Raw genomic sequence first — 12,633 nt, forward strand, 5'->3', positions numbered from 1 at the left:
TCGAGCGTCGCCACCGCATGTCCGAGGTCCTGCACCAGGTGCAGGACCAGAGCCGATCCGATGAAGCCGCAGCCGCCCGTCACCAAGATGCGCATGGGTCGTTTTTTCCTCTCAGACCGATCCGGTTGGGAGCATAACCCGATTTCCAGGGCTCGACTGCCGTCGATTGTCAGACGGAATCCGCATCGGTCGGCGACATCTTCTCAGCGAAGCTTTATCATGCCCGTCTTATGGTTTCCGAATGTCTATGCAGACAAGGCATCAAGCTGGAACGGAGACAAACGGCTCGTTGGAGCTGGGTCAGAAGAATTGATGATGGGGCGAGTTGAAATTGAGAGAGTGCTCTATTCCTTCAGATAAGGGCTTGCGTACGATGGGAGAATAGAATTTTTCCGCCGTCAGGCATGAACGGTTCGGATCGTCCTGTGCTCCGGGGCCGGAATTTTGTTGGGTCTGTTGAGATCCTAACACTAGCACCGTCAGCAAAAGCGATGCCAGCTTGAGCTGCAGAGCAACCCGGACGCCGGAATTCAGAAGGAATATCAGAGAGAACGACGCTGGACGGGCTCGGCGCGCAGGGCGTTGATTCCGCTCATCGGGCAAGGAATTCAGTCGGCTGGACAGAAGCGAGAGGCGATATCTATTGCCAAAGATCCTAGACATCCAACCGTCAATTCCGCAAAAATTGCTAGAGTATGACACCCAATTCAGACAAGCATATTTTTATTAATAGCATAAGAATAGATATGATGCTGACTACTCCACCAGAGTTTAATCTCGATCCATTAGTCCGCTTTTCACACGGCATTGACTTTTGTTTAAGCGGCAAATTTTGACATCAGGCGCGAGCCGTGTAGGAGGCAGTAGAGAATTTTCGGGCTGAAATGACCAAGTACGTTTAAACGCCTCTTTCTCAAGCTGGCGCAAGGCGCATGGAGGCGCTCATTTTAAAAGCACCGGATTCTGAGCAGAGCATCCCTAAACAGATTTATATCGTTTGGGCGAAATATCAGCGTCGCCCGACATCGATGGATGCTTATTTTGGTTATCGCGTACATTTCGTGCCGCCTCCATTTGCACGCTGGACGGCATTAAAAATTCTGATCGGATATCCGCTTCAAGTCCTTCAAACGGCCAGAATTGTGCTGATGGGGAAGCCCGACGTTGTCTGGGTGCAGCTACCTCCGAATTTTCTCGTGCATCTCTGCCTGCTTCTACGCCTTTTATCGGTGAAGAAAGGTCCCCGCTTGGTTGCCGATATTCATAATTCCGCGCTCGCCGCTCCCTGGCTGCAGGTTCCATTCACGCACCGTCTGATGCGAAGCTTCGATTTGGTCCTCGTCCACAATGAAATCATACTCACGACAGCACACGGCCTCGGGGTCGATAAGCGCAATTTGAGAGTGCTCGAAGATCGCTCTCCCAACTACCAAACGGTCTCGACAGCCCCACCTAGTGGACGCCCGTGCTTCGTCATGCCCTGTTCGTTTCACAAGGACGAACCAGTGCGTAATGTGATCGAGGCCGCACGATTGTTGCCCGACTACGACTTCAAGATTACCGGTCTGAAATCCCGCGCAGCTCAGCAGGGATTCATGGATGCTCTGCCAAGCAATGTCACCTTCACCGGATTCCTGCCCGTGCATGCCTACGATGCACTCCTCGCCCAGGCATCCGGAATCCTGTGCCTGACGACCATGGACGGTGTTTTGCTCAGTGCGGGGGGGGAAGCGGTCGGCGCAGGGAAGCCGATGATCGTCAGCGATTTCCCGCTTCTGCGGAGCCTGTTCGGCTCCGCCTGCTTTGTCGACAATTCGGTCGCAGGCCTGATGGACGCTTGTCAGACCATTGCCGGCGACTACGCCCGCTTCGCGGCTCAGACTGCGCATCTCCGGGACAGCGAAGAACGCAATCAGCGCTGGCTTTCGCAGGCAGCACCGATCCGACAGTTCCTAGTGGCTTCCGAGCCTGGATCCCAGCTATGACCATCATCGACAAAATCCGAGAGCGCCTGCTGCTTCGCCGCGAGCGTCAGAACGAGTACGAAAGCCAGGCACTGCGCCGTCACTTTGCATCTCGCTACGACATCACAATCGGACTTTACTCTTACGGCTGCTTCGATCGATGGCGGATTCCGCCCGGTTCGGTCATTGGCCGATACTGCTCGATTGCAAAAACCGCACGCATTCTCGACGCCAACCATCCCATCGATGCCTTGTCCACCCACCCCTATTTCTATGATCCCAGCTTCGGCATAGTCCGGAGCGATCGAACGGTGAAGACGCGGATTGTCATTGAGGATGGCGTCTGGATCAGTCACAACGCGACGATCACACCGGGATGTGGGCGTATCGGGCGCGGAGCGATCATCGGTGCCGGCGCGGTCGTCACGAAGGATGTACCTCCGTATGCCATCTTGGCCGGCGCACCGGCCCGCGTCGTCCGCCTGCGCTTCTCGCAAGCGACCATCGATCGGATCGAGGAGAGCTGCTGGTGGGAGTTGGACAAGACAGCCTTGTCCCAACTGGTTGCCGAGCGCCCGGACTTCGTCTTCGCACCCGCATCCGCCGCGGCATGATTCTCGCCCGAGACGGGTTTCGCGGCGGAGGGTCCCTTCGAGGGATCGCTTAGAAAGCCTCGGGCAGGACCTGCCCACCGCGCGAGGGGTCCTCGTGGCGAGGACGCCGCAAGCTAGAATTGGGAATTGAAAAAGCCGTGAGCTACTGCGCGATCGTCATCGTTGGTTTCCGCTGTCCAGACGACATCGTCGGATGCGTCTCCAGCCTGAGGGAAATGGACGGCCCAGACCATACGATTCACATCTGCGAGAATGGCGGTGATACGGCTTTCGCAGAGCTGTGCGCTTCCCTGCGTCCACTCTGCGAAGCCGACGCCTCTGCGCCGGACTTGTCGAAGCGTGGGCTTGCCACGCGCGTCCTCACTCTTTCGGATGGCAAGACTCGCATCTTTGTTCATCGGGCGCCGGGCAACCTCGGCTATGCAGGTGGAATCAACGCCGTCTTGGACCATCTCGCCTCGGACCCGGACTGGGATGCGATCTGGATCCTCAATCCGGATACGGCGCCCGAGCCGGCGGCTTTGAAGTCCCTGAAGGCACGGGCGGCACAGGGTTCCTACGGCGTAGTCGGAAGCCGCATTGTCCTGACTCACAATCAGCGCATCCAGATGTACGGGGGCCGCTGGCGCCGTTGGATTGCACGCGGTTGGAATATCGGGCTTGGAGAGCCGGCCTCCGCCACGCCGGACATCGCACAGGTCGAAGCCGAGATGCAGTATGTCTGCGGGGCCTCGATGTACGTCATACGGCCGTTCATCGAGGCCGTCGGCCCCATGGAGGAGGGCTATTTTCTCTATGCCGAAGAAGTTGACTGGTGCCTGCGGCGAGGCAGCTTCAGGCTGGGCTACGCGCACGAGTCCATCGTCCACCATCATCATGGCGCCACGATCGGCTCGAATCACAGCCGGAAGGCACGTTCCAGCTTCTCCGTCTTCCTCGATGAGCGAAGCAAGCTGCTCCTCACACGACGGTTCTACCCAGGAATCTTTCCGCTCGTGGCCGTCTCGACGCTCCTCCTGACGACACAGTATGCTGCCCAGGGAGCGTACAAGAATTTCGGCGTCGCGCTGGCGGGCTGGTTCAGCGGCCTCAAGGGTGACACCGGCTTTCCGGCAAAATTCGCCCCTCCGCCGGCGCGCCCGTGAAAAGGGTCGAAATGGGGCTGTCGCGGTGCAAACTCGACGTTTGCAACGCAGCACGGCCTTCAAACAGACATCCTTTCGGCTATGGTGGGGTCGTCCGTCGACGCTGGCCGGGGCGAAACATCCGGTAGTCGCGAAATGGATTACGGTGACTGATGATTGAGACGAATGTCGGGTATGCGGTTCCATTCCCGGAACGGCCGACTCTGGTCAACGAGATCCGCGTCGTCTTGTCGATCCTGCGCCGGCACCTTCGCCTTATCCTGGCCCTGACGCCGATCGGTCTGTTCGTGGGCTACGCCGCAAGCTACCTCGTTACGCCGACCTATCAAGCGACGGCACAACTGTCTCTGGATCCGCGACGCGTCGCGATCGCTCAGCCGGTCAATGCTCAGACGCAGCGCCGCGACGAGCCGATGATCGACTCGGGACGTGCAGATACGGAAGCGGAAACCATCAAGTCGGAAAGCGTGGTCCGCGGCGTGGTCACCTCCCTGGACCTGCAGAACAATCCAGAGTTCACACAGGCCTCCCCAGGGCTGATCGCATCGATCAAGGGTCTCTTCTCCGAGGACGCGCCGCCTCCGGACGAAGAGGACCGCATCGCCAACACGATGATCGCCGTCTCGAAAAGCCTCAAAGTCGATCGGGTCGACAAAAGTTATTCGTTCACGATCTCATACGACGCTCGCAACCCGGATCTGGCTGCGAAGATCGCGAACGCTTTTGCCGAAGTCTACATCAAGAAGCAGCTCGATGCGGACTACGAGGTCACACGGCAAGCGGTCACGTGGCTGAAGGCCAGGACCGACCAGCTTTCTGACCAGATGCTCAAGGCTTCGCGAGCTGCAAGCGAGTACCAGAGCAAAGCAAAAATCGCGCGCTCGGATGGAAAGCTCGTCGACGAGCAGCAACTGCAAAATCTCAGCACGCAACTCGCCGATGCCGCCTCCCAGCGGGCCCAGGCGAAAGCACGCGTTGATCAGGCCATGAACTTCTCGCCTGACTCGATTGGTGAACTGACGGTCACGGATGCGCTGCAGAACACCGTCATTTCGAAACTTCGCACACAGTATCTCGATCTGGCAAACAAAGCCGATTCTCTGGCATCCCGGTACGGCGAGACCCATGCCGCCGTCATTAAGCTGCGGGCCGATGCGAAGGCGATCCAGGACTCGATCCGCAAGGAGCTGCTGCGTTACCAGGAAAGCTACAAGAACGACTACGATGTCGCCCTGGCGCGTGAGAACTCGATCAAGACCAGCCTGGCCGAGCAGTTCGAGCGTGCGGCTGCGACGGGCGAGGCACAGGTCAAGCTCAACGCGATGGAAGCGCAGGCCCAGTCTTTGAAAGCGTCCTATGACGGTTTCATGCAGCGCTACAACGATGCTCTGCAACGTCAGAATTTCCCGATCAGCGAAGCGCGCGTCATCGGCGCCGCCGCCCCGCCGTCGCTTCCGAGCAAACCCAAGCGGATCCTCTTCGCGGCCGGTGGTGCAATCCTGGGCCTTTTCGGAAGTCTGACGGGCGCCCTGACCCTCGAACTGATGCACCGGAAGATCAGGACGCGTTCCGAAGCGGAGGCAGCCTCGGGCATCGAATGCTTCGGATACGTTCCGCGGGTTCAACCGAACGGGCAGCGGCGTGCCCCCGCCGGCTGGCGGATGCCACTCGACTTCGCCGCACGCAATCCCTTCACGATTGCAGCGGAGACGCTCCGGATTGCGAAGACGACGATCGATCAGCGCGAGAACGAAGCGGGCTGCCCGGTGATTGGTGTAATCTCCTGCGTCCCCGACGAGGGAAAGACCACCCTCTCCGCCAACCTGGCCTTCGTGCTCGCTCAGAACGATCGGCGCGTACTTCTGATTGACGGCGACATGCGCAATCCGAGCCTCTCCAACGCGATCGCTGCGCCGCAGGGCAGCGACCTGCCCCACGGTACGGTCGTCACGGCTGCACCGATCTCGCTTGTCCGTCGTCCGGATCTTCCCTTCGACTTCATTCCAGCCCTGACAAGCACGCGGCCGGAGTTCGGCGACTACCAGAACGCGACCGGCGGGACGCGGAATGGCGTACCCGTGACGAGCCTCGAGTCCGATTACTTCCGTGAACTGATCGATAAGGCCAGGGCACATTACGACTATATCGTCGTCGATCTTCCGCCGATCGTTCCGCTGTCGGATGTCCGGGCGGTCTCAAGCTCGATCACCAGCTTCCTGCTGGTTCTGGCATGGGGCAAGAGCGACCCGCAGATCGTCAGCGAAGCGCTGGAATCGATCCCCGGGATATTCGACAAGCTGACGGGATCGATTCTCAATATGGCCGAGATGAAGGATTTGCCGCGATACGGTGAGCGCGTCTCGACCTATTACAGCTCCAAGTATTTCTCCCATTAAAAGGTAGCGTGCGTGGTCACGCTTGCCGGTTGATCTCAGAGGCAGCGACCGATGCGCCTGGCGGCCATATCCAAGGCGGGGGCGCTGGCAGTCCTCGGAGCAACGGAGATAGGCGTTCCATTCGTGAGGATGATCATCCTCACGCGCATTTTGGGACCCTACGAATTCGGCTTCGCTGCCGCGCTGACCGCGAGCTACGGTGCGGTCGAACAGATCACCGATACGAGCCTCTATCGTTTCGTTCTGGCATCCCCCCGGGAGCGCTACGAGGAGGCTCTTGCCACGGCGCATGGCATTGCCCTGGTGCGCGGCATCCTGGTCGCACTGCTCATCCTGACGCTGAGTTATCCAGTCGGTTGCGGCATGGTCAGTTGCGGGGAGTGGTCAGGCTTCGCCTGGCTCGCGCCACTGCCTCTCATCAAGAGTCTCGAGAACCTCGAAGTTCGCGTCTACGAGCGGGACTACCACTATAAGCCGCAACTCGCAGCCTCGATCCTGTCTCACGGCTGCGGTATCGCCGCGATGCTCGTCGTCGGCACCCAAACCGGGACACATCACGCACTTCTGGCCTACCTGCTCGTTCAGGCCTGCATCAACGTGGCCATGACGCATCTGTTGGCTCGGTCGCAGTTCGCCGTCATCCTGCGCGGCCCGTTGACGGGTCAGGCACTTCGCTACTCCCTGCCGTTGATCGTGAACGGCATGGGGAACGCGATCATGACCCAGGGCGACCGTCTCCTCGTGGGGGCGATGCTGGGGCTGCAGACATTGGGTCTCTACGCGGTCGTGATCCTGACCTCGTATGTCCCGACATCCGGCCTGTTCCGCCTTCTGGGGCCCATCCAACTGGCCGGCCTCGTCAACGCCTCGACGCAGCCGAGCGTGTACGCCGCCAGGCTCCGCCTCTACGCGCGGGCAGTCCCGATCGTCGCAGCCATCTACGCGTTGGGTTGGGAGGTCCTCGCCAAGAGCTTCCTGCCGGCCATCTTCGGTCCGCGCTTCGTGGCGTCCGACCTGACGATCCTGCTGGTTGGCCTCGTCGTTTATCTGAGAATCTGCCGCACGGAGCCGGCGACGTCTGTCCTCCTGCAGACCAGTGGAACCGGACAACTCGCGATCGCGAATCAGATGCCGATGCTGGGCCTCGCGCTCGGGGCGCTGCTCATGTATCTGCGTCCACAGCTTGAATCCCTTCTGGTTGGGATGACCATCGGCGAACTCATCGCGTTCGGCGCCGCGCTGTACATCGTACGGTCAAGACTGGGTTCCGCCTGGCGAGATGCCGTCATCTCCAGTGCAGTCTTCATCGTCCCCCCCCTGGTCATCGGTCTCCTGTTTGCAACGATTGCCGCTCTCGATCCGCTCTCGTATCGCATCTGCATCGGCCTGAGTTGCGGCATCGTGATCGCCGGCGCAGCCTGGATCCTCCTGGCGCAAACCGCTCGGGACGGCTACCTTCGCGCGCGCGCACCGATCGGACCGGCAGCAGAGGAGGCTGGTCGAGGTCAGGCAGCAGAATGAGTGCCTTCACGCGACGCATGGCGGTTACCCGGACGATCACCCCCGGACTGCGTCGGCTCGCGGCGCGGAATGCCCAGAGCCGCTATCGCACGAACACGCGGCTCGCCTATTGGGTTGCCTGGCTCTTTCCGGGCTTCCTCTTCGCGCCCTCCTCGCTGACCTTCGTCACGGGCGCTCTGACACTTCCGCGTCTGACCCTGTTCGCTGCGGCTGTGCCGGCCTTTCGCGAGCTCTGGCGCAAGCTCACGACGGGCGGATACATTCCGATCGCGTCCGACGTTCTCGTCCCTCTGATGTCCTTCTGGATGTTGTTGACCCTGGGTATTTTGGAGGGGGTGAAGGGGCTTGTGGGCTACGGAGCCGTTGCGGCGATCGAATTCACGCTCGCCTACGTCGTCGCCCGAGTCTTCTTCGGAACGACCTCCGGCTTCCAGCAGATGATCCGTGTCCTCCGATTCGTTCTCGTCCTTCTCGTCATCACGGCCGTTCTCGATACCCTGACCGGCCAGCATTTCGTCTGGACGATTGGCCGGATTCTTTCGCACGCACCACTCGATGACGTTCCTGCACGGCGCTTCGGACTGGTACGCGCCCAGGGATCTCTCGAGCATCCAATCCTGTTCGGCGTATTCTTCGTCGTATGCCTTCTAATGATCGGGCATTCCGCGATGCGGACGAGCGAGAAGGGATTGTGGATCACGGTTTGTCTGCTTGGCGTGTTGCTGCCACTCTCGTCAGCACCCTTGTTGTCACTGAACATGTCGATCGGCACGATCCTTTTCCTCCGGGCATTCGATCGCTTTCCGTGGCGGATGGTGGTCTTGCTCACCACGGCCCTGTTCCTGCTCACCACATTCTTTGCGCTCGTCGATGATCCGCTGACGACGCTGATCCGCAATCTGACGTACGATCCGCAAACCGGCTTGTTCCGTGTGCAGATCTGGCAGTGGGTCGGTCTGAACGTCGCCCGCGCCCCCTGGATGGGGATCGGCTTCGCCGACTGGCTACGCTCCGACGACATGCCGCCGAGCATTGATTCCCTGTACCTGATTCAGACCATCCGGCACGGTTTCCCGGCCCTAGTGCTCCTGATCCTGTCAATGCTCTCGACGGGCATCACGATGCCGCTGAGACCTCAGATCCGCTATCCCAATCCCCAGATCACGATTCTCCGCCAGGGCCTAGGAATCGTGATCTTCATCATCTTCTTCAACGCCTTCACGGTGCACTTCTGGGGCGCGACTTGGACACTGCTCGCTCTGGTTCTGGGGGCGAGAGCGGGTCTGTCGGAAAGCCTGTACCTGCATCCGTCTGCGCGTGACGATTCTCCGCCGTCGGCTCTACGACCGATGCGTCGCACGTGGCGCATGGCCCGTGCGTGGGGCAGACCTCCGCGTCCGCCAGCGCGCCCGAATGAATTGTCCAACGGCGTCCGATGATGCTGGGCTGGAGCGATACATGTGTTGATGGGCACAGGGCGCGACGGGTCTGCTTCATGGTGCGCGACCGAATGCGGGCCACCAGACCCCGATTGTCCGGCTGGGCGATCGAGACCGGGCCCGCGAAGTCCGTTGACTTTGATCCCGGTTCTTGTCGAAGGCAGAGATAAGGCAAGTTTGCGCCGCCAGCATCCAGAGCCGGGGGCGCCTATCGGTAGTAGGTATCGTGAGCCATGAAATTAGGATCGCTGGCCCTCGCCCCGTAAGGAGGGCGCCTCGAAACACGTCTTGTCGGACACTGATGTCTTCGTGTCGGGTGAGCCTTTGGGCAGGAGTGATCGCAACGGTGCTGGTCGCGACGGTACAACCGAGCCGAAGCGAGGATCGCCCGCTCCGCATCGTCACTTTCGGCACCAGCCTGACGGCGCGCGGCGCATGGCAGGATGCGCTGGCTCGCGCCATTCAACCCTGCGTCGCGCGCCCCGTGGAGGTTGAGATCCTGGCCCGCAGTGGCGCCTCGTCGGCCTGGGCGCTCACCGCCGTTGCCGATGTCGTTGCATTGAGGCCCGACATTGTCCTCATCGAATTTTCGGCGAATGATGCCGCTTTGGATCGATGGATTCTGCCGTCGAAGAGCGAAGCAAATCTTCGGACCATCATCGCCCGGTTAAGGCACGGATCCACCGTGCCCCGTATCGTTCTCATGGCTATGAATCCGGTGATCGGGCTACGCGGTGTCCTCAGGCCTTTTCTGAACTATTACTACGATATTTACGCTCGCGTTGCGGCGCAAGAAGGCCTCACCTTCATAGACCATCGCCCTGGATGGCGCGCCTTGTCCGCGTCCGAACTCGCTGCCGCTCTCCCGGATGGGAGCCATCCCAGATCCGAGATTGCGACACGGATCATCGTGCCGGCGATTAAGGAAGCCTTGTTTCCGCACTGCGGCGCCTGATACCATTTTCGGTTGATCGCTTCGGTCATCTGGGTCGGAACGAACGCCCTCGCCCGTGGGGGAGAGGGTTGGGGTGAGGCACGTGCCCCCTCTGACATGGTCGCACTCTGGGCGATGTCCGCAACGCCGTCGCTGCTGGCGGGTTGGAATTCGCATCAGGTCCTCGAACCGGCCCTTCCCGATCCAGCGCCGGAACTCACCCTAGACGGTACGCGACGGCGGATTGCGCGTTGGCAGCGCCTGCCACGCGGCCACGATCCGCAGGTGCCACACGATCGTTGCCGGCTTTGGGCGCGGAGACGTCGCTCCCGGACTGCTGGGTGAATCCGCCCGCGCCACCCGGCGGCTTATCCCGTCCAGGTCCGCCTGCAGCACCGTGTCCTTCAGACGCACCTTATGACGCGTCCGATGTCGGTCGGTCCGCATCTGCTCTCCACGCCGCCCTGCCGGGGGGGGGCATTCCTGTTTGTACGCGAGGGTACAGATGGGAACGACTGGCTGAGGAGCGCAAACCAGACCTTGGAAAGGATTGCTTAGGTATCTCCCCGGTTCGACAACGATACGCTGACTTGCATTGTATTTTATCGAATCATCACACGCGGACTTAGAGGGCGTTCGGCAAACGTGACTGCAGGATAAGTTCTTACGCCTCCTAAGAAAGAGGCAGCTAGAGGCAGTCATGCAGATCGCCAAAGACATCGCGAAAATCGTTTCTAATAATTCGCTGACTGGCATCGCTGGGGTTGACGCTCCTGTCGGAAACCCGCTTGGCTTATCGCAGCTGAAGAGCTTTACAACTTTGACCAGTGCCGACGGAATTTATTACAATAAGGCTCTCAACACACTCGTCGTAACCAAGTCTGGCGTCACCTTCGATGGCTACGATTTTCGCGGCGTCGCGATCATCGTGCAGGCTGACGACGTGACGATCAAGAACTCAAGCTTCGACGCGTCGGTCGGCACCTACTCCATCACTTCGGCGGCCGGAACGAAGAACCTTACGATCGACCGGTCCAGCTTTGACGGTCTCAAGCTCGACCGCGCTGGGTATGTCGATTTCGTGGTCTCGCGGGGTTACAACACCGTCATCACGAACAGCAGCTTTGTGGATGCGCCGAACGATGCGCTGAGCATTCAGAGCGGGACGATCTCGGGCAACTACATCGCGGGCGGGGGCTATGCGAGCGGTGCACATTCCGACGGCATCTGGATCCCCAAGACGATCGGCCCGGTGGTCGTGTTCGACAACGTCATCGACTGGCGCCCCAGCGCGGATGCCCGGGTCGCCACCAACAACGCCGTGCGCATCACCGGCGAGGCCGGTAACGTCTCGGACGTTCTGGTCAAGAACAACGTCATCCTAGGCGGCAGCTACAGCGTCCTGGTCTCGGATGGCGCGACCCAGACACACTCGGCAGCCCAGGTGGGCTCGATCACCGGTGTACAGGTCGTCGGCAACGTCATCGATTACGGCCTGTACGGCGAACTCGAGCAGACCTCGCGGCCCAAGGACATGGTCTACGCCGACAACATGCATGCTAGCGGCCGCCCGGATGCCCCGGGCCTGGAAGCCGTGGGCGCCTTGCCCGACCTGTCGAGCCTCAACAAGATCGCCGCCGCCGCGCCCGGCGCGGCGATCATCGGCACGGCCAAGGGCGACTACATCCTCGGCGGCAGCGGCTCCAACTACATCGTCGGTGGGGCCGGCAACGATGTCATCGTCGGTGGCGGCGGTCGCGACTTCATCACGGGTGGCGGAGGCAAGGACATCTTCGTCTACAGGTCGCTGACGGACGATGGTGTCGACCGGATCTCCGACTTCAACCAGGGGCAGGATCGGATCGACCTCGCAGCGATCACGGGCGCCCCGAAAGTCCTCTCCAACTGGCAGTGGCTCGGTTCGGAAAGCTACACTGGCCACGCCTGGCAGCTGCGCTACACCTATGCTTCGGGCATCACCACGATCGAACTCGATGCTGATGGCGACTTGAAGACCGACTTCAAGTTGGAGCTGAACGGCAAGATCGCCTTGAAGACCAGCGATTTTATCCTGGTCGACCGAGCTGACCTGGTGCCCACCCTGACGGCTTCCAACGCGAGCCTCACCCTGAAGCAGGGCATCGGCGGATCCTTCGCCGTGTCGGCCTCCGATGGTGTGATCCCGCTCGCCAATCACGCGGCAACGGTTCTGAGCATCGGGGGCACCTCGATGGGTACGGTCCTGAAGGGTCTGTACGGCACCCTCGTCATGGCTTTCGACGGCAGCTACGCCTACACGCGCACCGCCGGATCGCTTCCGACCGATGCGGTCGACAACTTCACCTACACCATCAAGGATATCTGGGGTCAGGTCGCCAGTGCGTCGCTCAACATCGCCCTAAAAGATCCGAACTTGGCACCGACCATTACCAACTCAGCCAACGCTGGCATCGTCGAGGGCACCGCGATCAAGCACGATCTGGCCGGCACGTTGGTTTATTCGGACGGGGATCTGGGGGACTTGCTGACGACGTCGATCGTCGGTCAGAGCGTTTCGTACGCGGACGCGTCGGGGGTGGATCGGACGGGTCTGCTGAGCCCTGCGATGGTGGCGGCCCTG

At 60.6% G+C, this 12,633-nt stretch carries 8 protein-coding genes; all 8 read left to right on the forward strand.

All coding sequences use genetic code 11. The features are described from left to right. Window positions 1–932 precede the first annotated feature (932 nt). Complete coding sequence (locus ASG63_RS24580; protein ID WP_082559384.1) at window positions 933–1,985, forward strand: glycosyltransferase; 1,053 nt, start codon at window positions 933–935, stop codon at window positions 1,983–1,985. Then, the gene (locus ASG63_RS18180) at window positions 1,982–2,578 is read left to right on the forward strand and encodes a CatB-related O-acetyltransferase (RefSeq protein WP_056219716.1); all 597 of its coding nucleotides are present in this window, start codon (window positions 1,982–1,984) and stop codon (window positions 2,576–2,578) included. The genes ASG63_RS24580 and ASG63_RS18180 overlap by 4 nt, the downstream gene beginning before the upstream one ends. 137 nt (window positions 2,579–2,715) lie before the next feature. Continuing rightward, on the forward strand, window positions 2,716–3,723 hold the full coding sequence (locus ASG63_RS18185) for a glycosyltransferase (RefSeq protein ID WP_056219717.1): 1,008 nt from the start codon (window positions 2,716–2,718) through the stop codon (window positions 3,721–3,723). Window positions 3,724–3,875: 152 nt separating this feature from the next. After that, window positions 3,876–6,119, forward strand: a complete 2,244-nt coding sequence (locus tag ASG63_RS18190; protein ID WP_056219720.1) for a GumC family protein — start codon at window positions 3,876–3,878, stop codon at window positions 6,117–6,119. A gap of 129 nt (window positions 6,120–6,248) precedes the next feature. After that, entirely contained in the window at window positions 6,249–7,640 is a 1,392-nt protein-coding gene (locus ASG63_RS18195) for an oligosaccharide flippase family protein (protein ID WP_210166850.1), read from the forward strand. Continuing rightward, on the forward strand, window positions 7,637–9,079 hold the full coding sequence (locus tag ASG63_RS18200) for a hypothetical protein (RefSeq protein ID WP_056219727.1): 1,443 nt from the start codon (window positions 7,637–7,639) through the stop codon (window positions 9,077–9,079). Before ASG63_RS18195 ends, ASG63_RS18200 begins: the two co-directional genes overlap by 4 nt. Before the next feature lie 346 nt (window positions 9,080–9,425). Further along, on the forward strand, window positions 9,426–10,034 hold the full coding sequence (locus ASG63_RS18205) for an SGNH/GDSL hydrolase family protein (RefSeq protein WP_056219731.1): 609 nt from the start codon (window positions 9,426–9,428) through the stop codon (window positions 10,032–10,034). A 679-nt stretch (window positions 10,035–10,713) separates the two neighbouring features. Further along, window positions 10,714–12,633: M10 family metallopeptidase C-terminal domain-containing protein (locus ASG63_RS18210; protein WP_156394243.1), on the forward strand; the 1,920-nt coding region annotated here is incomplete at its 3' end.

The organism is Methylobacterium sp. Leaf94 (assembly GCF_001426045.1).
GTDB lineage: Bacteria > Pseudomonadota > Alphaproteobacteria > Rhizobiales > Beijerinckiaceae > Methylobacterium.